The organism is Bacillus sp. TL12, from assembly GCF_022625245.1.
Lineage (GTDB): Bacteria > Bacillota > Bacilli > Bacillales > Bacillaceae_G > Bacillus_A.
The window spans coordinates 177,337-199,592 of sequence record NZ_JAJJBY010000001.1 but is presented as its reverse complement, the minus strand read 5'-3'; the positions used below and the strand labels follow the sequence as shown (position 1 = coordinate 199,592).

Here is a 22,256-nt window from a genome sequence, read left to right as displayed (position 1 = left end):
CAACCGATTAGGTTGCTTTTGTTTTGTTTAGAATACAATATTTTATTGATAGAAAAGTAGAAAAGTAGTATCTATAAAATATAAAAAATAAAGTTTGATAAAAAATAGGATCAGAAAAAGATAAGAAGTTTTAAGAGGATTTTGTATCATTGTGGCGTATTGTTTATGTGTGCTTATCAAATTGTTGCTCTACGCCTTCTAAATCTTCATCGTATTTTTCATGTGTCTGCTCGAATAATTTATGGAACATATCTCCAACGTGATCCTCTAAAATCCGAATGCCTTCTCCTGTAACACCGCCTTTAACACATACTTTCTCTTGCAGAGTTGGTAATGTAAAAATTTCTTTTTCTAGTAATTTCCCCATTCCGATAATCATTTCACTTGCTAAAGTAGTTGCTTCCTCATGAGTAATATTTGTTTTATCTACAGCAGCATCAATGAAACGTTGCAGTAAGTAACTAAAGAATGCAGGGCCACAGCTTGCGATATCAGATGAGACTCTTGTAATATCTTCCCCGATCACAATAGGTGTAGAAATATTTTTAAACAAACGAAGTAACTTTTGTTCCCATTCTCTCGAACAGTTTTTTCCGAATGTGAATAGTGAGGCGCCAGAGAATGCTCGGTTTGTGATACTTGGAATAATACGTGCGACGTTGCAAGATACAACCTTTTCTAATTGATTTGCTGATATAGGACTTGTAATAGAAATTAAACATTTTTCATCAGTAAAGTGAGTGGCATGTTTTTTTAAAATTGGATAGATGTCTAAGGGTTTAACGCAAATGAAAATAAGCTGAGAGCGTCCAATTACCTCTTGCACTGTCTTTGCTATATGAATAGAAGGATACTTCTCTTTTATATGATATGCTTTGGCAGGCGTACGATTAATAATAGTAAGGCACGAAGGTTTGACAGCACGGGTTTCTAAAAATGCATCGATTAGTATCTTCCCCATGTTTCCTGTCCCTATAATTCCTATGTTCAATGTTTCATCCCTCCTTCGTAACATCTTTCTCCTAAACAATATGAACTATGTTGTGAATTTATGAATTGGAGGTATTAAAATCATGCAGAATTTTCAAAAGAAGTGGCTCGCTTTATTAGGGGCTATTGGAGTTGTATTTATACTCTTTATATGGCAGACAAAGCAGCAAGCTGAGCAACCGGATGTGAGAGTGAATCCAAATGTGAAGAGTGAAGAGAACAAAAGTAAATTAAAAGCAATAGAATCAAAAGAACAGAAAAAAACAATAGTGATTGATGTAAAAGGAGCTGTGCATCGTGAGGGTGTATATGAGATGGGAATGGGCGCACGCGTAAAAGATGGGATTGAAAAAGCAGGTGGTTTTTTACCTGAAGCTGATATAACAAAAGTGAACTTAGCGCAGCTCATGCAAGACCAAATGCTTCTTTATGTCCCGAAAAAAGGAGAGCAAGTGCAGGGGGCTAATCTACCTTCAGGGCAGGAGGAGAAAATTCAAATTAATGTTGCATCAAAAGAGCAACTCGAAAAAATAACGGGAATTGGACCTCGAAAAGCAGAAAATATTATGAAATATCGAGAAGAACATGGACCATTTCAAAAAATGGAAGATTTACTGGAGGTGGATGGTATTGGAGAGAAGTCGCTTGAAAAAATAAAAGATAAAATAATTATTCCGTAAGGATTGACGAACTTTTTCTTCTTTCGCTACACTACAAGTAGATGAAAAAGTAGGTGAAGATATGGAACGAATTTCTTGGGATCAATACTTTATGACGCAAAGTCACTTATTATCACTACGTAGCACGTGTACGAGACTTGCAGTAGGAGCGACGATTGTCCGTGATAAGCGAATTATCGCGGGTGGTTATAACGGTTCTATCAAAGGTGGTGTTCATTGTATAGACGATGGTTGTTACGTCATTGATAATCATTGTGTTCGTACAATTCACGCTGAAATGAATGCGTTGTTGCAATGTGCAAAATTTGGTGTGAAAACAGAAGATGCAGAGATTTATGTTACGCATTTTCCTTGTCTGCAATGTTGTAAAGCCATTATTCAAAGTGGTATTACAGCTGTCTATTATGCGCGAGATTATAAAAATCATCCGTACGCTGTAGAATTATTTGAGCAAGCGAATGTAACAGTGAAACATGTTCCGCTCGAATACGATATTACATTGTTAGAGCAACAAGAACGTAATTTACAATTAAAAGAACTGTTTTCATCTTTAGAAAAAGCTGATTTAACAATGAATGAATTACAAGAGGTATTCGCTAAAGCAAAAGAGATGCTATAAGTGTTTGTTCAAAAAGGAGGATAAAGAGAGCCGAGCAGTTCGAGGCACGGAAGCCAGGAGGATACGGAGCGTAGATGGAACTACATGAGTACCGGACTGGCGACATAACGAAGAAATGTGACAGCTATCTTTACCGGACTTTTTGAACATCCGCTATAAGGAGTGAGTATAAGTTGCGTGGTCAATGGGGTTATATTGCAATCTCGTTTGTTGTAGGGATTGCAATCGCCTGTTCCTCGTTTCAGTTGTTGTCTGTTAGTGTATTTGGTTGTTATATTTTATTTTGTATATATCGTACTTCACGTCAAGTACTCGTTCTTTGTATAGTAACATGCGCTAGTAGTTACATCTATACATCATATGTTGAACGGGAAAATCAGCCTTCAAAAGGATTAAACTTTGAAATGACAGAAGGTGTGATTCAAACTACGCCACTTATAAATGGAGATCGACTTTCTTTTCAAATAGAAGTCGCTAATCAAGATACATTGCAATTGATGTACAAAATTCAATCAGCTGAACAAAAAGAACAGTTGCGGAAATTACATGCTGGTATGACTTGTGCATTTCAAGGAGAAATGAAAGTGCCATCAGAAGCACGGAATTTTCATGGTTTTGACTATCGTGACTATTTACATAAGCAAAAGATTCATTTTTTATTTGAAGCGAAAGAGATTTCAAATTGTACGCAAAATTCTTTAACGTTTATACAGTGGGTCTTTTTATTGCGCCAAAATGCGGTGTCGAAAGTCGTAGAAATGTTTCCTGGACAATCTGTGGCATTTATGAATGCATTGTTGTTTGGTGATCGGCAACTAATGACATTTGAAGTAGAAGAACGATATCAGCAATTGGGCCTTATCCACCTATTAGCGATTTCTGGATCCCATATTGTATTATTAATGGCAATTGGCTATTTTATTTTACTTCGAATCGGAATGACAAGGGAAATGACGACAATATGTCTTGTTGTTTGTATTCCACTCTATATGTTTTTAGCAGGAGCGTCTCCATCTGTCATAAGGGCTTCTGTAACAGGTGTTATGGTATTGCTAGCACTCATGCATTCTATTCGTATTTCAAGTGTAGATGCGCTTAGTATGACAGCTATATTGATGCTTGTATATGATCCTTATATGGTATTCGATATAGGATTTCAATTTTCTTTTGTTGGTAGTTTTGCGCTTTTGTTATCGGCAAATCGTCTTTTGCATCGTGACAATGGTCTCATTCAAAATACAATCTATCTTTCTATTATTTCACAACTTGCTAGTATTCCTATTTTGTTATATCACTTCGGTTATTTTTCTCCATATAGTATCTTCCTCAATCTTATATATGTTCCGTTTCTATCTTTTATTGTGCTACCATGTAGCATCGTTATTTTTCTTTTTATGTTATTTGTTCCTTTTGTATCGGTAGGATTGGCGCATGGATTATCATTATGTTTAATGTTTTCTAATGAGATTCTTCGGTATTGTGAAAACCTCCCATTTCTTCGTCTTACTTTTGGGCAAACGCCTTCATTCCTTGTTGTTTTATATAGTTTTAGTATTATTGGTACATTTGTTGTGTGGGAAAAAGCGGTCAAAAAATGTATTTTATCCATAGCTGCTGGATTTTTCCTCTTTATATGTATTGGTCATTATGTTTCACCTTATTTCCGTGCCAGTGGAAGTGTGGCTTTTATTGATGTTGGACAAGGGGATGCAATCTTGATTCGTCTTCCGTATGACAAGGGAATCTACCTCATTGATACAGGGGGGACAATCCCTTTAAAAAAGGAAGTGTGGGAGAAGAAAAAACATGAGTTTTCTGTTGGGCACGATATTCTCATTCCGTTTTTACAAAAAGAAGGTATTCGGAAAATTGATAAGTTAATTGTGACGCATGGTGATACAGATCATATGGGAGCGGCTAAAGAATTGTTATCTACCATTGTTGTAGAGGAAATTGTATTTGGAAAGAAACGAGAAGATACTGTGCTCGAAAAAGAATTGAGACAAATTGCAAAACAAAAAAATATAAGGGTAAACATCGTGGAAGAAGGGGATAGATGGCAAGTAGACGAAGCGGCATTTACAGTGCTATCGCCAAAGGGAGAGGAGAATGGGGATAACGATTCATCTATTGTATTGTGGGCAAAGTTAGGGGGATTTACCTGGCTGTTTACTGGAGATTTAGAAGAAAAAGGTGAACAGCGAATCATAAAGCAATATCCAGAGTTACGAGCAGATATTTTAAAGGTTGGACATCATGGTAGTAAGACGTCGTCTTCACCTGCCTTCTTACGCCTTATTCAGCCTCAAAAGGCCATTATTTCAGCTGGAGAGCGTAATCGATATGGGCATCCGCACCAACAAGTGCTAGAGCGTTTGTTAGAGCTTGATATTGAAATATGGCGCACGGATAAACAAGGAGGGGTTTTGTATGTTTTTGAAGGCAAAAGAGGAACGTTTCGAAGTAAACTGACATATGATGAAGCACAGAAAAGATGAAGTGAAAAAGGAAGGCCGCAAGCAGCAGCCTTTAAGAACCAATAAATTTAATAATTGTTGCAATAATGAAAAGTGTTGCGAAAAAACCAAATGAGACGATAAAGCCTACCCCTGAATCAATAGCGTCATTGCGTTTACTTTGAACGTTTTGTTCAAATTCATTCATTTAGAATCCCTCCCCAACATTCCATTTTAGTATAAGGTATTGTCAGAAAAAAATCTACAATTTCCATATGAAGATAAATAGAGGATATTTTTGTAGAAACAGGTGCTACTTCTTATGCAAGTAGAAGGTGGAAATTTGATTTCCAAGCATGTTAACAGTTAACAATTATACTTATCCAGCAGTTGCGAATAATAACGGTAAGGTGGTTACCGCACACCAATAAGAAACCCGGGACTTATTGCGTGGCGTTTTATATAGATAAAGGGACGGGTTTCTTAAGCCTGTTCCTTTGTACTTGTAAAACAAAAGATGCCGCATTAGTATAGAGGTATATTGCCAAGTTAGGGAGTAGGAAAAAGTATGAGTGATATACATAAAAAGATTAAGAAGAAACAGTTTGCATCGCTTTATTTAATATACGGAACGGAAGCGTATTTTATAAATGAAACGATCAAGCTTATAACAACGGAAGTGTTAGCTGAGGAAGATCGTGAGTTTAATGTTGTAACGTATGATTTAGAAGAAGCGTATTTGGAAGATGTAATAGAAGATGCACGAACGCTTCCATTCTTTGGAGAACGTAAAATCTTATTAATTAAATCTCCATTGTTTTTGACATCACAAAAAGAAAAATTAGAACAAAATATAAAGATTTTAGAGGAGTATATTGCAGAGCCATCACCATTTTCAATTGTTGTATTTGTAGCTCCTTATGAAAAATTAGATGAGCGAAAAAAAATTACAAAATTATTAAAGAAAACAGCAGATGTAGTAGAAGCTAATGCGATGCAAGTACAGGACGTTCGTAAATGGATTGTGGATCGTGCAGATGAAGTACATGTATATATTGAAGAAGCGGCGATTAGCTTGCTGCTAGAGCTTGTAGGAAGCAATGTGACGATGTTAGCCACGGAAATGGATAAGTTGACCCTTTATGTTGGGGTGGGTGGAGAAGTTACAACAGAGCTTGTGACAGAACTTGTGCCAAAATCGGTTGAACAAAATGTGTTTGCGTTAACAGAAAAGGTAGTAAAAAAAGATATTGCTGGGGCTATGAAAATTTTAGATGGGCTATTTACGCAGCAAGAGGAACCAATTAAATTGTTGGCGTTATTAGTGAGTCAATTTCGTCTGCTCAACCAAGTAAAAGAATTACAGCAACGTGGATATGGACAAAATCAAATTGCTTCGCACATTGGTGTTCACCCGTACCGAGTAAAGTTAGCGATGAATCAAACGAAGTTTTTCTCGTTTGAAGAATTGAAAAAAGTTATTTTAGAGTTAGCTGAAGCTGACTATAGTATGAAAACGGGAAAAATGGATAAGAAACTTGTCTTAGAGTTTTTTTTAATGCGTTTAAATCATATTGGATAAATAAAAGTGGAAGTTATAGCTGAATAAAATACAAAAAAGTTCATGCCATTCGTCGCATGAACTTTTTTCGTATATAAAAAAACGACCCGAATGGATCGTTTTTAAACGCCTTACGCGTTTACTTGTTTCGCTAAGCGAGACTTTTGACGAGCTGCAGCGTTTTGGTGGATAAGACCTTTACGAGCTGCTTTGTCAAGTTTTTTAGAAGCAGTTTTGAAAGCTTCTTTAGCATTTTCAAGATCGTTATTAGTAACTAAAGCTTCTACAGTTTTAACAGCTGTACGCATGTCAGATTTGATAGAAGCGTTATGTGCACGACGCTCTTCGCTAAGTTTAGCGCGTTTGATAGCAGATTTGATGTTTGCCATACTTTTCACCTCCCTGGTGCGATCGAGTGACTCGATACTTACATAGAACAAGTGATATTCTATCAAACAGAGAAGAGAATTGCAATAGCGAGATCAATGAAATTTCATGTAAAGGAAAGAATGACCCTATATAATTTAGGGGAATCTAACTATATTTACTATGAATTACGGAGGAGATAGGATGAAAGAACCATTAGATTTAAGTAAATATAGTGTTAGAACAGACCTTGCAGTAGAAGCTCATCAAATGTTACAAGAACGTCAAAAAGAACAGACAGGAATCCAAGGTGTTGTTGTGAAAGAGCGTGAAGAAGAAGGGATTACGATTACGAAAGTGATAATCGATGAAATTGCTTCTGAATCGATGGGTAAAAAACCTGGGAATTATTTAACGCTTGAAGTGCAAGGGATTCGTCAGCAAGATACAGAATTGCAACAAAAAGTAGAGCGTATTTTTGCGAAAGAATTCTCTTATTTATTAGAAGAAATTGGAATTTCTAAAGAGGCAAGCTGTTTAATCGTCGGATTAGGGAATTGGAATGTCACACCAGATGCTCTTGGCCCAATCGTTGTAGAAAATGTGCTTGTAACGCGTCACCTTTTTAAATTACAGCCTGAAAGTGTAGAAGATGGATATCGTCCTGTTAGTGCAATTCGTCCAGGGGTAATGGGGATTACAGGGATCGAAACGAGCGATGTCATTTATGGCATCATTGAAAAGACAAAACCTGACTTTGTGATTGCGATTGATGCACTTGCTGCTAGGTCGATTGAGAGAGTAAATAGTACAATACAGATTTCAGATACAGGAATTCATCCTGGATCGGGTGTAGGGAATAAACGAAAAGAACTAAGCAAAGAAACGCTTGGAATTCCTGTGATTGCGATTGGTGTTCCAACGGTTGTAGATGCTGTTTCTATTACGAGTGATACAATTGATTTTATTTTAAAGCATTTTGGGCGTGAAATGAGAGAGGGTGATAAACCGTCTCGCTCTTTATTGCCAGCCGGCTTTACATTCGGAGAAAAGAAGAAGTTAACAGAGGAAGATATGCCAGATGAAAAAAGCCGTAATATGTTTTTAGGAGCGGTAGGTACATTAGAAGATGAAGAAAAGCGAAAATTAATATATGAGGTATTAGCTCCGCTTGGTCATAATTTAATGGTAACGCCGAAAGAAGTAGATGCATTTATTGAAGACATGGCAAATGTAATAGCGAGTGGGTTAAATGCAGCGCTTCACCATCAAATTGATCAAGATAATACAGGTGCATATACACATTGATGAGAAGGGATAGACTAAGTTGAGTCGGTTTACGCTCCAGTGTATAAGCTGTGTTGTTCTGTTTCTTTTTTTGATGCTAATTGGAATTGGGATTGCTAATCATGGCTTGAAAAGCATGAAAGGCTATCGGCAGCCAACGTATGAACAAATTGCCCAGATGACAGGAACTGGGAGTGGGAATATTGATCCGGAAATTTTAGGGGGCATATTTTCGGCACGTGAAAAACAAAAGCAGTTAGAAAGTCTCAGAAGTTTTAATGTTGTAGAAGGACTGGGAATGGGGATCGCGGAATTTACTCGAGGCCTTGCCAAGTTTAGTACAGATATAGTAATTGGGAAAATAAAAGATATTTTTCACCAATTGGGGTAATAAAGAAAGGTTGTCTTAACATTTTGTAAGGCAGCCATTTTTTTGTTATAAAAAGGTTTGTCTCGTTTGCTTTGCTCGCATAAGATAAAGAGAGGAAGATTTGTCTTATAAGCAGCGCGAGTTTTCATTGAATCTTTGCTGCTCTATTGATATAATCAGTGCTAGTGTATATTGGCGAGACTATTAGGAGTTGAGAACATAGATGAATAAAGAAGAAAGAGCAAAAAGACAGTCCAAAATTCGTAATTTCTCCATCATTGCTCATATTGACCACGGAAAGTCAACGTTGGCAGACCGTATTTTGGAGAAAACAAATGCGTTAACACAGCGCGAAATGAAAGCTCAATTACTTGACTCTATGGATTTAGAGCGTGAGCGTGGTATTACAATTAAATTAAATGCAGTTCAATTAACGTATAAAGCAAAAGATGGTGAAGAGTATATTCTTCACTTAATCGACACGCCAGGACACGTCGATTTTACGTACGAAGTATCTCGTAGTTTAGCGGCTTGTGAAGGTGCAATTCTTGTTGTCGATGCAGCGCAAGGTATTGAAGCGCAAACGTTAGCGAACGTATATTTAGCGCTTGATAATAATTTAGAGATTTTACCGGTTATTAATAAAATCGACTTGCCAAGTGCTGATCCAGAGCGTGTTCGTCAAGAAGTAGAAGATGTAATCGGTTTAGATGCATCAGAAGCTGTACTTGCTTCTGCAAAAGCTGGCATCGGTATTGAAGACATTTTAGAACAAATCGTTGAAAAAGTACCAGCTCCAGAAGGTGACCCAGAAGAGCCACTTCAATGTATGATTTTTGACTCTTTATATGACCCATACCGCGGAGTAATCGCATATATCCGTGTTGTAAACGGGACAGTAAAAGTTGGCGATAAAGTACGTATGATGGCAACTGGTAAAGAGTTCGAAGTAACAGAAGTAGGTGTATTCACACCGAAAACAACACAACGTAAAGAATTGACAGTAGGTGATGTAGGGTTCTTAGCAGCATCTATTAAAAACGTGGGAGATACGCGCGTTGGTGATACGATCACACATGCGAAACGTCCAGCAGCAGAACCATTACCAGGTTATCGTAAATTAAACCCAATGGTATTCTGTGGTTTATATCCAATCGATTCTGCACGTTATAACGATTTACGTGATGCATTAGAAAAACTTGAATTGAATGATTCTGCTCTTGAGTTTGAACCAGAAACATCTCAAGCGTTAGGATTTGGTTTCCGTTGTGGATTCTTAGGGCTACTTCATATGGAAATTATTCAAGAACGTATTGAACGTGAATTCAAGATTGATTTAATTACAACAGCACCAAGCGTTATTTATAAAGTATATTTAACGAGCGGTGAAGATCTTATTGTAGATAACCCATCTAACATGCCAGATCCGCAGTCTATTGATCGTGTAGAAGAACCATTTGTAAAAGCTGCAATTATGGTTCCAAATGATTATGTTGGGGCTGTAATGGAAATTTGCCAAGGTAAACGTGGTACGTTTATTGATATGCAATATTTAGATGAAACACGTGTTACGTTAACATATGAAATCCCGCTTTCTGAAATCGTATATGACTTCTTCGATCAACTAAAATCAAATACGAAGGGATATGCATCATTTGACTACGAGTTAATCGGTTATAAACCATCTAAACTTGTGAAGATGGATATTCTTTTAAATTCTGAACAAGTTGATGCTTTATCATTTATCGTACACCGTGATTCAGCGTACGACCGTGGTAAAGTAATCGTAGAAAAATTAAAAGAATTAATTCCAAGACAACAGTTTGAAGTACCAATTCAAGCAACAATTGGGAACAAAGTAGTAGCACGTTCTACAATTAAAGCGATGCGTAAAAACGTTCTTGCAAAATGTTACGGTGGAGACATTTCCCGTAAACGTAAACTTCTTGATAAACAAAAAGAAGGTAAAAAACGTATGAAGTCTGTTGGTTCTGTAGAAGTACCACAAGAAGCATTCATGGCTGTATTGAAAATGGATGATAACTAATAAGAAAGAAGCCGTTTTTACGGCTTCTTTTTGTACGTAGGATTCCTTTTTTAGACATCTTTGCATCTCTCCTTTACAATGGGGAGGATGCTTTTTATTGTAAGCAACAACAGTAACCATGGATACAGAGTTAGGAGACTATTGATGTCTGAAAATATTAGAAAAGATATTCAAGAAAAAATACAAAACGGAGATTTTAATTGTGAAAAGGAATTGACACTTTCTATTATTAGCGGGAAGTGGAAGGTTGTGATTTTATGGCATTTAGGAGTCGAAGGGCCGCACCGTTTTAGTGAATTACAACGATTATTTCCTAATATTTCTCATAAAGTTTTATCGAATCAATTGAAAGAATTAACTGAAGATGGAATTATTGGTCGGACAGTATATCCAGAAGTACCTCCTCGTGTAGAGTACTTTATGACGGAACTAGGTATGACACTTTTACCAATCGTCGAAATGATGTATGATTGGGGAAAAATGCGAATGGAACAAATTCGTAACACGTTACAGAAGTAAAAGAGCCTCCGAAAGTGCGGAGGTTTTCTTTTTAGAAAGGTAGGAGTATATTTTGGTACAAGCAGCATATATTCATATTCCGTTTTGTCAGCATATTTGTCACTATTGTGATTTTAATAAAGTATTTATTGAACGCCAGCCTGTTGTTCAATATTTGGAGTATTTAGAAAAAGAGATAATAAATACAGTGCAAAAGGTACCGTTTGAAAATATGAAAACAATTTTTGTTGGAGGCGGGACACCAACAGCATTAAATATGGAGCAGACGAAAAAGCTTCTTGATATTATTAATCGTCGTTTACGTCCGTTCGCTCCGAATTGTGAATTAACGTTTGAAGCGAATCCTGGAGATTTACCGAAAGAAAAATTGAATCTTCTATTAGAGGGCGGTGTGAACCGAATTAGTTTTGGCGTGCAAACGTTTCGAGATGAACTGTTAGAGAAGATTGGACGTAAGCACACGAGAGAAGATGCATTTGTAGCAATTCGTGAAGCGCAGGAAGTTGGTTTTACGAATATTAATGTCGATTTAATTTATGCATTGCCAGGACAAACGATTGAAGATGTGAAAGAAACGTTAAATATCGCCTTCACACTTGGTGTTCAACATTTCTCTGCGTACTCTTTAATTGTTGAGCCGAAAACGGTTTTTTACAATTTAATGAACAAAGGAAAATTAAGGCTTCCTGGTGAAGATCATGAGGCGAAGATGTACGAAATGGTAATGGATGATATGGAAAAACATGGTTATCATCAGTATGAAATTAGTAACTTTTCAAAAGAAGGATATGAAAGTAGGCATAATCTCACATATTGGAATAATGAACAGTATTATGGTTTTGGAGCTGGTGCTCACAGTTATGTAAATGGAGAACGAATCCAAAATGTTGGTCCATTAAAACAATACTTTTCTAAAATTGATGAAATTGGGTTCCCTCATCTAGATGTTCATGAAGTGACGAGAAAGGAAAGAATGGAAGAAGAGCTATTTTTAGGACTTAGGAAAACAAAGGGTGTGTCTAAACTAGGGTTTCAGAAGAAGTTTGGTGTAGAAATGGATGAAATCTTTGCGAAGCAGTTGTTACAGGGGAAAGAACATGGATTGCTTCAGAACAAAGATGACTATGTTTGTTTGACGAGACAAGGTAAGTTATTAGGGAATGAAGTATTTCAATCATTTTTAATTGATTAATATAATGTCTAGTTGGTGTGAAAAAGTTTCACTATTTCGTGACGTTTCCGTTGACAATTGAATGTCAATTTTGGTAAGTTAGTAATAGATTTAGCACTCGAAGATAAAGAGTGCTAACAGAGGTGATGATGAGATGCTTACGGAACGTCAGCTCTTAATTTTACAAACAATTATTGATGACTTTATTGGATCAGCACAGCCTGTTGGGTCAAGAACGTTAGCTAAAAAAGATGAAATTACGTTTAGTTCAGCTACCATTCGAAATGAAATGGCTGATTTAGAGGAACTAGGATTTATTGAAAAAACGCACAGTTCTTCTGGACGGGTTCCGTCAGAAAAAGGATATCGATTTTACGTAGATCATCTTTTAGCACCACAAAACTTACCCAATGAGGAGATTGTACAGATTAAGGATTTATTTGCTGAAAGAATTTTTGAAGCAGAAAAGGTTGCCCAGCAATCAGCTCAAATTTTATCAGAACTCACAAATTATACGGCGATAGTTCTTGGGCCGAAAGTGAGTACAAATAAGCTTAAAAATGTACAAATTGTTCCGCTTGATCATCAAACAGCAGTCGCGATTATTGTAACGGATACAGGGCATGTACAAAGTAAAACGATTACCGTTCCGGAATCTGTTGATTTATCAGATTTAGAAAAGATGGTTAATATTTTAAATGAAAAGCTATCTGGTGTACCGATGGAAGAATTACACAATAAAATTTTAAAAGAGATTGTGACAGTTCTACGTGGCTACGTCCATAATTATGATAGTGCAATAAAAATACTAGATGGTACATTTCAAGTGCCTTTATCGGAAAAGATATACTTTGGCGGAAAAGCTAATATGCTTTCGCAGCCGGAGTTTCACGATATTCAAAAGGTACGCTCCTTGCTGACTATGATCGATAATGAAGCCGCATTTTATGATATTTTGCGTCATAAACAAGTCGGTATTCAAGTGAAAATCGGTCGAGAAAATTCTGCGACTGCTATGGAAAATTGTAGCTTAATTTCTGCAACATATTCCATTGGAGAAGAACAGCTTGGAACAATTGCAATCCTAGGCCCAACGAGAATGCAATATTCTCGTGTAATTAGTTTGTTACAATTGTTTACAAGACAATTTACAGATGGTTTAAACGGAGTGTATAAATCAAAATAATAAATTTGCTCGAGTAATGAATAGGATCATTGCTGGTGTGTAACATAAAATTTATGCTTGGATGCTCATGCCTAGTGTGAGCTCTAGTTCCTTTTAAGGAGGTGAAAGTTGTGGAAGAGCGTAACGAACAAGTAGTTGAAGAAGCGAAAGAAGCGCAAACTGAAGAAACTATTACAGCAGAAAACAATGAAGAAACTGTAGTAGAAGAAAAAAGTGAAGCGGCTCTTTTACAAGAAAAAGTAGACGAATTGCAAGCGAAACTGACGGAAACGGAAAGTCAAAAGCTACGTCTACAAGCTGATTTTGAAAATCATAAGCGCCGTGTTCAAATGGATAAACAGGCTGCTGAAAAATATAGAGCACAAAGTCTTGTTTCAGATATTTTGCCGGCTCTTGATAACTTTGAAAGAGCGATGCAAGTAGAAGCAACTGACGAGCAAATGAAGTCCTTATTACAAGGTATGGAAATGGTGTATCGTCAATTGTTAGAAGCGTTGACGAAAGAAGGTGTTGAAGCGATTGAAGCTGTTGGTAAACAGTTTGATCCTCATGAACACCAAGCTGTTATGCAAGTAGAAGACAGCGAGTTTGAATCAAATGCGGTTGTGGAAGAATTCCAAAAAGGTTATAAACTAAAAGACCGTGTGATTCGCCCATCAATGGTAAAAGTAAATCAATAATTTACATAAAAGTAGGAGGATTCGCCATGAGTAAAATTATCGGTATTGACTTAGGTACAACAAACTCTTGTGTAGCTGTTATGGAAGGTGGAGAACCAAAGGTTATCCCAAATCCAGAAGGAAACCGTACAACACCTTCTGTTGTAGCTTTCAAAAATGAAGAGCGTCAAGTAGGGGAAGTTGCAAAACGTCAAGCAATTACAAACCCAAATACAATTATGTCTGTTAAACGCCATATGGGTACAGACTACAAAGTGGAAGTTGAGGGTAAAGATTACACACCTCAAGAGATTTCTGCAATCATCTTACAAAACTTAAAAGCTTCTGCTGAAGCGTACTTAGGTGAAACAGTAACGAAAGCTGTTATTACAGTTCCAGCATACTTCAACGATGCAGAGCGCCAAGCAACAAAAGACGCTGGTCGCATTGCTGGTTTAGAAGTAGAACGTATTATTAACGAACCAACGGCAGCAGCACTTGCTTACGGTTTAGAAAAACAAGATGAAGAACAAAAAATTCTAGTATACGACTTAGGTGGCGGTACATTTGACGTATCTATCCTTGAGTTAGCAGACGGAACATTTGAAGTTATTTCAACTGCTGGTGACAACCGTCTTGGTGGAGATGACTTTGATCAAGTTATCATCGATCATTTAGTAGCTGAATTCAAAAAAGAAAACAACATTGATTTAAGCCAAGATAAAATGGCGCTTCAACGTCTGAAAGATGCAGCTGAAAAAGCGAAAAAAGATCTTTCTGGTGTAACACAAACACAAATTTCATTACCATTCATTAGTGCTGGAGCTGCGGGTCCATTACACTTAGAATTAAATTTAACAAGAGCAAAATTCGAAGAGCTTTCAGCAGGTCTTGTTGAAAGAACATTAGAGCCAACTCGTCGTGCATTAAAAGACGCTGGTTTTGCTCCAAGTGAATTAGATAAAGTTATCCTTGTTGGTGGTTCTACTCGTATCCCAGCTGTACAAGAAGCAATTAAACGTGAAACTGGTAAAGAGCCATATAAAGGTGTAAACCCTGATGAAGTTGTAGCGTTAGGTGCTGCAGTTCAAGGTGGTGTACTTACTGGTGATGTAGAAGGCGTTCTATTATTAGATGTAACTCCACTTTCTTTAGGTATTGAAACTATGGGTGGCGTATTCACAAAGTTAATCGAGCGTAACACTACAATTCCAACAAGTAAATCACAAGTATTCTCAACAGCTGCTGATAACCAGCCTGCAGTAGACATTCACGTATTACAAGGTGAGCGTCCAATGTCAGCTGATAACAAAACACTAGGTCGTTTCCAATTAACAGATCTTCCGCCAGCACCACGTGGTATTCCACAAATCGAAGTAACATTCGATATCGATGCGAACGGTATTGTTAATGTACGTGCGAAAGACTTAGGAACAAGCAAAGAGCAAGCTATTACAATCCAATCTTCTTCAGGTCTTTCTGATGAAGAAGTAAATCGTATGGTACAAGAAGCAGAAGCAAATGCTGACGCTGACCAAAAACGTAAGGAAGAAGTTGAACTTCGTAATGAAGCTGACCAACTTGTATTCCAAACAGACAAAGTTGTAAAAGATTTAGAAGGTAAAGTAGATGCGGCTGAAGTAGCGAAAGCAACAGAAGCAAAAGAAGCATTACAAGCGGCAATCGAGAAAAACGAACTTGATGAAATCCGTGCGAAAAAAGATGCTCTTCAAGAAATCGTACAACAATTAACTGTTAAACTATATGAGCAAGCTCAAGCGGCTGCAGGGCAAGCGGAAGGTGCACAAGGAGCACAAGACGCTGGCGCGAAAAAAGACAATGTAGTTGATGCTGAGTTTGAAGAAGTAAAAGAAGACAAGTAATACAGTAAAATATAATAAGTAAGATGACAAAAAGTCAAAGTCAAGCGTGCCTTGGCTTTGGCTTTTTTCACGAATAAGAAAAAGTGGTTATTTGTGCTAAGACATTCTTGAGAAGGTCTTAAGTTTTAGGCTTTGCATATTGTAAGTGAGGAAACTTTGTTGCAAAGCACTTTCTTTCGGTGTTAAAATTACGTTTATGTGAAAGATTCGGGGGTTACAAATTTATGAATAAACGAGACTATTATGAGGTGCTTGGACTTAGCAAGGGCGCTTCTAAAGATGAAATTAAAAAAGCTTATCGTCGTTTGGCTAAAAAGTACCATCCAGACGTAAGTAAAGAAGAAAATGCAATTGAAAAGTTTAAAGAAGTACAAGAAGCATATGAAGTATTAAGTGATGATCAAAAACGTGCGCAGTACGATCAGTTTGGTCATGCAGATCCAAATCAAGGTTTTGGCGGTTTCGGCGGTGGGGACTTTGGTGGTGGATTCGGATTTGAAGACATCTTTAGCTCATTCTTTGGTGGAGGTGGCGGTAGACGCCGTGATCCAAATGCGCCGCGCCAAGGTGCTGACTTGCAATATCAAGTTACTTTAGACTTTGAAGAGGCGATTTTTGGTAAGGAATTAAATGTTGAAATTCCAGTAGAAGACCCTTGTGATACATGTCATGGCAGTGGGGCAAAACCAGGAACTTCAAAAGAAACATGTAAACATTGTTCAGGAACAGGTCAAGTGAGTGTAGAACAAAATACGCCATTTGGTCGTATTGTAAATCGTCAAGCGTGTAAACATTGTTCAGGAACTGGCCAAATGATTAAAGAGAAATGTACAACATGTCACGGCTCTGGAAAAGTGCGTAAACGTAAAAAAATTAACGTTAAAATTCCAGCAGGTATCGATAATGGCCAACAAATCCGTGTGTCTGGTAAAGGTGAAGCGGGTGTGAACGGTGGCCCGGCTGGGGACTTATATGTTGTTGTTTATGTGAGAAATCATGAATTCTTCGAGCGTGATGGGGATCATATTATTTGTGAAATGCCATTAACATTCGCGCAAGTAGCACTTGGTGCTGAAGTAGAAGTTCCAACTGTTCATGGAAAAGTGAAATTAAAAATTCCAGCAGGAACACAAACTGGAACAGAATTCCGCTTAAAAGGAAAAGGGGCTCCAAATGTACGCGGATATGGTCAAGGTGATCAATACGTAGTCGTTCGTGTTGTTGTACCGACGAAATTAACATCGCATCAAAAAGAATTATTGCGTGAATTTGCGGGACAAGAAGATCAAGATGATAGCTTATTCGGAAAGCTTAAACGAGCTTTCAAAGGGGAATAATGGAAATAAAAAATGGAGTTGGTAAATTGTGAAATGGTCAGAAATTAGTATTCATACAACAGAGGAAGCAGTAGAAGCTGTCTCTCATATTTTACACGAAGCAGGTGCTAGCGGCGTAGCGATTGAAGATCCGGCAGAGTTAACAAAAGAGCGTGAGCAACAGTATGGTGAAATTTATGCACTCAATCCATCTGAATATCCAGAGGATGGCGTGTTAATAAAAGCATACTTCCCGCAAACGGATTCTTTACATGAAACAGTTGCAAGTGTAAAATCATCTATTGATGTACTTCCATCTTTCGACATCGAAATTGGTACAGGAAATATTACGATTAATGAAGTCGATGAAGAAGATTGGGCGACTGCTTGGAAGAAATATTATCATCCAGTTCAAATTTCTGATACATTCACAATTGTGCCAACATGGGAAGAATATACACCTGCTTCTCCAAAGGAAAAAATTATCGAGTTAGATCCAGGTATGGCGTTTGGTACAGGGACACATCCAACAACAACGATGTGTATTCGTGCGCTAGAAAAAACGGTTCAGCCAGGTAATATAGTCATTGATGTTGGAACAGGTTCTGGTGTATTAAGTATTGCTGCAGCAAAATTAGGTGCGGCATCTGTTCAGGCATATGACCTAGATCCAGTTGCGGTTGAAAGTGCAGAGATGAATGTTCGTTTAAATAAAACGGACGATGTTGTATCTGTAGGACAAAATAGTTTGTTAGAAGGTATTGAAGGTCCGGTAGATTTGATTGTAGCAAATTTACTTGCGGAAATAATTCTTTTATTCCCTGAAGATGCGGCGCGAGTTGTAAAACAGGGTGGGCTATTTATTACATCTGGTATTATTGCAGCAAAAGAAAAAACAATTTCTGAAGCTCTAGAAAAAGCTGGATTTATAATTGAAGAAGTGTTAAGAATGGAAGATTGGGTAGCAATCATTGCACGAAATGCGTAATATATAATTTATGATTATAATGAATGGAGAAGTCTCTCGCTATAAAGGTGAGGGACTTGCCGTTTGTTATATTAAAATGATAACGTTTCGTTCTTTTCGTAAGTGCGGACTTACGAAAGGAACGAAACTTTGCTAAGGTGATGAGATGCAACGTTATTTTGTAGAAGAGAAGTATGTAAATGATGCAAGTATTCGTATTATAGGTGATGATGTGCATCATATCGCAAGAGTGATGCGTATGTCAGCTGGTGACCACATTTATTGCTGTGTAAACGGTAAAACAGCAATGTGTACAATTGCTGAAATTACCAGTGAATTTGTGGATAGTACTATTGTAGAATGGGTAGAGGCGTCAAGCGAACTGCCAGTGTTTGTGACGATTGCAAGTGGACTGCCAAAAGGAGACAAGCTAGAGTTAATTTTTCAAAAAGGAACTGAGCTTGGAGCAGCCGCGTTTTTACCATTTCAAGCATCTCGTTCTATCGTAAAATGGGATGCGAAAAAAGCAGATAAAAAAGTTGAGCGTTTGAAAAAAATTGTGAAAGAAGCGGCGGAACAATCACATAGAAGTGAGATTCCAGATGTGCATGCTCCGGCATCATTTAAACAATTGCTTGCGATGAGCGGTGATTATGATATTTGTCTTGTGGCGTATGAAGAGGAAGCAAAACAAGGTGAAAAAGCTAATTTTGCGAAGGCTTTAACGGCACTTGAACGAGGTCAAAAACTGTTGATTGTATTTGGCCCAGAAGGTGGTTTATCTGAGGAAGAAATTTCTGCGCTTCGTGAACATAAATTTGTACCATGTAGTTTAGGACCGAGGATTTTACGAACAGAAACAGCGCCGCTTTATGCGTTAAGTGCTGCTTCTTATCATTTTGAATTGATGGAGTGATGATCAATGGCAACTGTTGCGTTCCATACGTTAGGTTGTAAAGTAAACCACTATGAAACAGAAGCGATTTGGCAATTGTTTAAACAAGGTGGTTATGATAGAACTGAATATGAAAAGAAAGCTGATGTGTATGTAATCAATACATGTACAGTAACAAATACTGGAGATAAAAAAAGCCGCCAAGTTATTCGACGTGCTGTACGTCAAAATCCAGACGCTGTTATTTGTGTAACTGGATGTTATGCACAAACGTCTCCAGCAGAAATCATGGCGATCCCAGGTGTGGATATCGTTGTGGGTACGCAAGATCGTGAGAAAATGCTAGGGTATATCGAAGAGTTCCGTAAAGAACGTCAGCCGATTAATGCTGTCCGTAACATTATGAAAACGCGTGTATATGAAGAGTTAGATGTACCATACTTCACTGACCGTACACGTGCATCTTTAAAAATACAAGAAGGTTGCAATAACTTCTGCACGTTCTGTATTATTCCTTGGGCACGTGGTTTAATGCGCTCTCGTAATGGAAAAGAAGTTATTCATCAAGCGCAGCAATTAGTGGATGCAGGTTATAAAGAAATCGTCTTAACTGGTATTCATACGGGTGGATACGGTGAAGACATGAAGGATTATAACTTAGCTGGATTACTTTGCGACATGGAAGCTGAAGTAAATGGTTTAAAACGTCTTCGTATTTCTTCCATTGAAGCGAGCCAAATTTCAGATGAAGTAATTGAAGTATTAGATAAATCTGAAGTAGTTGTGCGCCACTTGCACATTCCGCTGCAATCAGGATCTAACACTGTATTAAAACGTATGCGCCGTAAATATACGATGGAATTTTTCCAAGAGCGCTTAGATCGTTTGAAAGAAGCACTGCCAGGTCTTGCGATTACATCAGACGTAATTGTTGGTTTCCCGGGTGAAACGGAAGAAGAATTTATGGAAACATACAATTTCATTAAAGAAAACCGTTTCTCTGAACTGCACGTTTTCCCTTATTCAAAACGAACAGGTACACCTGCAGCTCGTATGGATGATCAAATTCCTGAAGATGTGAAAAATGATCGTGTTCATCGTTTAATTGAATTGTCGAATCAGTTAGCGAAAGAATATGCTTCTCAATTTGAAGGAGAAGTTCTTGAAATTATTCCAGAAGAGCCTTTCAAAGACGGAGATCGTGAAGGATTATATGTAGGTTATACAGATAACTACTTAAAAGTTGTGTTTGAAGGATCTGAAGAATTAATTGGAAAACTAGTGAAAGTGAAAATTACAAAAGCTGGTTACCCATATAACGAAGCACAATTTGTTCGTGTTCTTGAAGAGGATGTAAAAAAAGAATCAGCAAGTGCGTAATATGAAAGCATGCAAACGAAAAGGTTTGCATGCTTTTTTATTTGGGGGATAAGTTAAGATATGAAGTTGTAATATTTCATGTTATAATGCTAACCGTTATATTTGTCAGACAACCGTGTAGTGAAGAAAGGGGCATATAAAAAATGAACTATGCAAAATTAATTGACCATACATTATTAAAACCAGATACAAAAAAAGAAGCGATTGTTACATTATGTGAAGAAGCAAAGAAACATGACTTCGCATCTGTATGTGTAAACCCTACCTGGGTTGAAACAGCTGCTGACTTATTAAAGGGTACAGATGTAAAAGTTTGTACAGTAATCGGATTTCCACTTGGGGCAAGTACACCAGAAACAAAAGCGTTTGAAACAACAGATGCAATTGCGAAAGGTGCGACAGAAGTTGATATGGTAATTAACATTGGTGCACTAAAAGATAAAAATGATGAATTAGTAGAGCGCGATGTTCGTGCGGTTGTAGAAGCTGCCAAAGGGAAAGCGCTTGTGAAAATTATTATTGAAACATGTCTATTAACAGAAGAAGAAAAAGTTCGAGCTTGTGAATTATCTGTAAAAGCAGGCGTAGACTTCGTAAAAACATCAACTGGATTCTCAACGGGAGGAGCAACAGTAGAAGATGTAGCGTTAATGAGAAAAACAGTCGGACCAGAAATCGGCGTAAAAGCTTCAGGTGGTGTTCGTAACGGACAAGACATGGATGCAATGGTAGAAGCGGGAGCGACGCGTATCGGTACAAGTGCAGGTGTAGCCCTAGTAAGTGGAAAAACAGCAACAACTGATTATTGATATAAAAGTGGAAGTGCCCTGTTTAGACCCGAATGGCAAAGGTTCTTTCGTACAGAGCCGACTGTTTAGTCCTGTCGGTTAAGGTTCTTTCACGCAGAAGGCGCTTTTTGTTTTCTTGTGCGGAAGGTTATTTGCCGCAAGGGTCTGGGCATTGGAGTACTAGGCGGAGAGTGTTTTTGCCTCGACCAAGGGGTAAAGTGTTCGGTATTCTTTTATGAATTTATCCGTTTAACAAGTAAAAAAATAATAGTTGTAACATGTAATTTAAATAGATTTTGGAAAAAGGAAGAGCATCTACTCTTCTTTTATTCTGTCAAATAGTTGACCTGAAGTGACAAAATGTATTATAATCGTAAAAGACATGCTGAAGAAGTGTTTCTTTTTGCATGCTGAAGTTAGTATGTAAGTGTGATGTTTCGGAGGGAGGGAAAGAGAATGTCAAAAACAGTCGTTCGTAAAAACGAGTCTTTGGAGGATGCACTTCGCCGTTTTAAAAGATCGGTTTCTAAAACTGGTACACTTGCTGAAGCAAGAAAGCGCGAGTTTTATGAAAAACCAAGTGTAAAACGTAAGAAGAAATCTGAAGCGGCAAGAAAGCGTAAATTCTAAGAGAGGGTGTAAGTTATGAGTCTTCTCGGTCGTTTAAACGATGATATGAAACAAGCGATGAAGAATAAACAAAAAGAAAAATTAACCGTCATTCGTATGGTTAAGGCTGCTTTGCAAAATGAAGGTATTAAACTGCAACATACTCTTACTGAAGAAGAGGAATTAACAGTTTTAGCTCGTGAAGTAAAACAGCATAAGGACTCCCTCCTTGAATTTAAAAAAGCTGGTCGTGATGACCTTGTTGATAAACTGCAAAGAGAAATTCAGATTTTAAACACGTATTTGCCGGAGCAATTAACAGAGGAAGAGCTTGCGAACGTAATTAAGCAAGTGATTGCTGATGTTGGTGCTGCTTCTAAAGCGGATATGGGTAAGGTGATGAGTGCTGTTATGCCGAAAGTAAAAGGTAAAGCAGACGGGTCACAAGTGAATAAGCTGGTTGCACAGCTATTAGCATAAAAAAGCGTCTCATGGGAAATGAGACGC

General features: G+C 37.6%; 22 protein-coding genes. 19 read left to right on the top strand and 3 right to left on the bottom strand.

The genetic code is table 11. From position 1 onward, the window contains the following. Nucleotides 1–163: 163 nt before the first annotated feature. Nucleotides 164–991, bottom strand: coding sequence for a late competence protein ComER (gene comER, locus LOK41_RS01120; RefSeq protein WP_174098948.1), 828 nt, complete (start codon nt 989–991; stop codon nt 164–166). A 79-nt stretch (nt 992–1,070) separates the two neighbouring features. Here comER and LOK41_RS01115 point away from each other — a divergent pair, with 79 nt between their 5' ends. From LOK41_RS01115 to LOK41_RS01105, 3 genes are all read left to right on the top strand, one after another. Then, complete coding sequence (locus LOK41_RS01115) at nt 1,071–1,670, top strand: helix-hairpin-helix domain-containing protein (protein ID WP_347269281.1); 600 nt, start codon at nt 1,071–1,073, stop codon at nt 1,668–1,670. Between the two features lie 61 nt (nt 1,671–1,731). Continuing rightward, the gene (locus LOK41_RS01110) at nt 1,732–2,289 is read left to right on the top strand and encodes a ComE operon protein 2 (protein ID WP_241814816.1); all 558 of its coding nucleotides are present in this window, start codon (nt 1,732–1,734) and stop codon (nt 2,287–2,289) included. A 173-nt stretch (nt 2,290–2,462) separates the two neighbouring features. Beyond that, complete coding sequence (locus LOK41_RS01105; RefSeq protein ID WP_241814815.1) at nt 2,463–4,787, top strand: DNA internalization-related competence protein ComEC/Rec2; 2,325 nt, start codon at nt 2,463–2,465, stop codon at nt 4,785–4,787. 31 nt (nt 4,788–4,818) lie between these two features. Here LOK41_RS01105 and LOK41_RS01100 read toward each other — a convergent pair whose 3' ends face one another. Continuing rightward, a complete protein-coding gene (locus LOK41_RS01100) occupies nt 4,819–4,953 on the bottom strand; it encodes a YqzM family protein (protein WP_001001652.1) in 135 nt (44 codons plus the stop codon). A gap of 360 nt (nt 4,954–5,313) precedes the next feature. Here LOK41_RS01100 and holA point away from each other — a divergent pair, with 360 nt between their 5' ends. Continuing rightward, nucleotides 5,314–6,327 carry a DNA polymerase III subunit delta gene (gene holA / locus LOK41_RS01095; protein ID WP_241814814.1) on the top strand — a complete coding sequence of 338 codons (1,014 nt, stop codon included), beginning with the start codon at nt 5,314–5,316 and terminating at the stop codon, nt 6,325–6,327. Between the two features lie 110 nt (nt 6,328–6,437). On the opposite strand, the gene rpsT is transcribed toward holA, so the two are convergent. Further along, nucleotides 6,438–6,695, bottom strand: a complete 258-nt coding sequence (gene rpsT, locus LOK41_RS01090) for a 30S ribosomal protein S20 (RefSeq protein WP_001274013.1) — start codon at nt 6,693–6,695, stop codon at nt 6,438–6,440. 181 nt (nt 6,696–6,876) lie between these two features. Between rpsT and gpr the strand changes: the two genes are divergently transcribed. From gpr to LOK41_RS01015, 15 genes are all read left to right on the top strand, one after another. Then, nucleotides 6,877–7,980: a GPR endopeptidase gene (gpr, locus tag LOK41_RS01085; protein ID WP_174098953.1), complete on the top strand. Its 1,104-nt coding sequence runs from the start codon at nt 6,877–6,879 to the stop codon at nt 7,978–7,980. 19 nt (nt 7,981–7,999) lie between these two features. Continuing rightward, a complete protein-coding gene (locus LOK41_RS01080) occupies nt 8,000–8,350 on the top strand; it encodes a DUF3679 domain-containing protein (RefSeq protein ID WP_277818423.1) in 351 nt (116 codons plus the stop codon). A 202-nt stretch (nt 8,351–8,552) separates the two neighbouring features. Next, on the top strand, nt 8,553–10,376 hold the full coding sequence (gene lepA, locus LOK41_RS01075; RefSeq protein WP_174098955.1) for an elongation factor 4: 1,824 nt from the start codon (nt 8,553–8,555) through the stop codon (nt 10,374–10,376). 144 nt (nt 10,377–10,520) lie between these two features. Continuing rightward, on the top strand, nt 10,521–10,895 hold the full coding sequence (locus tag LOK41_RS01070; protein ID WP_174098956.1) for a winged helix-turn-helix transcriptional regulator: 375 nt from the start codon (nt 10,521–10,523) through the stop codon (nt 10,893–10,895). 52 nt (nt 10,896–10,947) lie between these two features. Further along, nucleotides 10,948–12,087 carry a radical SAM family heme chaperone HemW gene (gene hemW, locus LOK41_RS01065; RefSeq protein ID WP_241814812.1) on the top strand — a complete coding sequence of 380 codons (1,140 nt, stop codon included), beginning with the start codon at nt 10,948–10,950 and terminating at the stop codon, nt 12,085–12,087. A 133-nt stretch (nt 12,088–12,220) separates the two neighbouring features. Beyond that, nucleotides 12,221–13,252, top strand: a complete 1,032-nt coding sequence (hrcA, locus tag LOK41_RS01060) for a heat-inducible transcriptional repressor HrcA (protein ID WP_241814811.1) — start codon at nt 12,221–12,223, stop codon at nt 13,250–13,252. 110 nt (nt 13,253–13,362) lie between these two features. Then, nucleotides 13,363–13,932 (top strand): nucleotide exchange factor GrpE, encoded by a 570-nt coding sequence (grpE, locus tag LOK41_RS01055; RefSeq protein WP_174098959.1) that lies wholly within the window; start codon nt 13,363–13,365, stop codon nt 13,930–13,932. A 26-nt stretch (nt 13,933–13,958) separates the two neighbouring features. Continuing rightward, nucleotides 13,959–15,794: a chaperone protein DnaK gene (gene dnaK, locus LOK41_RS01050; RefSeq protein WP_174098960.1), complete on the top strand. Its 1,836-nt coding sequence runs from the start codon at nt 13,959–13,961 to the stop codon at nt 15,792–15,794. 224 nt (nt 15,795–16,018) lie between these two features. Beyond that, on the top strand, nt 16,019–17,131 hold the full coding sequence (gene dnaJ, locus LOK41_RS01045; protein ID WP_241814810.1) for a chaperone protein DnaJ: 1,113 nt from the start codon (nt 16,019–16,021) through the stop codon (nt 17,129–17,131). 28 nt (nt 17,132–17,159) lie between these two features. Continuing rightward, nucleotides 17,160–18,098, top strand: a complete 939-nt coding sequence (gene prmA / locus LOK41_RS01040; protein WP_241814809.1) for a 50S ribosomal protein L11 methyltransferase — start codon at nt 17,160–17,162, stop codon at nt 18,096–18,098. 145 nt (nt 18,099–18,243) lie between these two features. After that, nucleotides 18,244–18,993 (top strand): 16S rRNA (uracil(1498)-N(3))-methyltransferase, encoded by a 750-nt coding sequence (locus LOK41_RS01035; RefSeq protein WP_174098962.1) that lies wholly within the window; start codon nt 18,244–18,246, stop codon nt 18,991–18,993. A gap of 6 nt (nt 18,994–18,999) precedes the next feature. Further along, nucleotides 19,000–20,352, top strand: a complete 1,353-nt coding sequence (mtaB, locus tag LOK41_RS01030) for a tRNA (N(6)-L-threonylcarbamoyladenosine(37)-C(2))-methylthiotransferase MtaB (RefSeq protein WP_241814808.1) — start codon at nt 19,000–19,002, stop codon at nt 20,350–20,352. 143 nt (nt 20,353–20,495) lie between these two features. Continuing rightward, nucleotides 20,496–21,161, top strand: coding sequence for a deoxyribose-phosphate aldolase (gene deoC / locus LOK41_RS01025; RefSeq protein ID WP_241814807.1), 666 nt, complete (start codon nt 20,496–20,498; stop codon nt 21,159–21,161). Nucleotides 21,162–21,596: 435 nt separating this feature from the next. Then, complete coding sequence (gene rpsU, locus LOK41_RS01020; protein ID WP_000048061.1) at nt 21,597–21,770, top strand: 30S ribosomal protein S21; 174 nt, start codon at nt 21,597–21,599, stop codon at nt 21,768–21,770. Between the two features lie 15 nt (nt 21,771–21,785). Next, entirely contained in the window at nt 21,786–22,229 is a 444-nt protein-coding gene (locus LOK41_RS01015; RefSeq protein WP_000054564.1) for a GatB/YqeY domain-containing protein, read from the top strand. Nucleotides 22,230–22,256 lie beyond the last annotated feature (27 nt).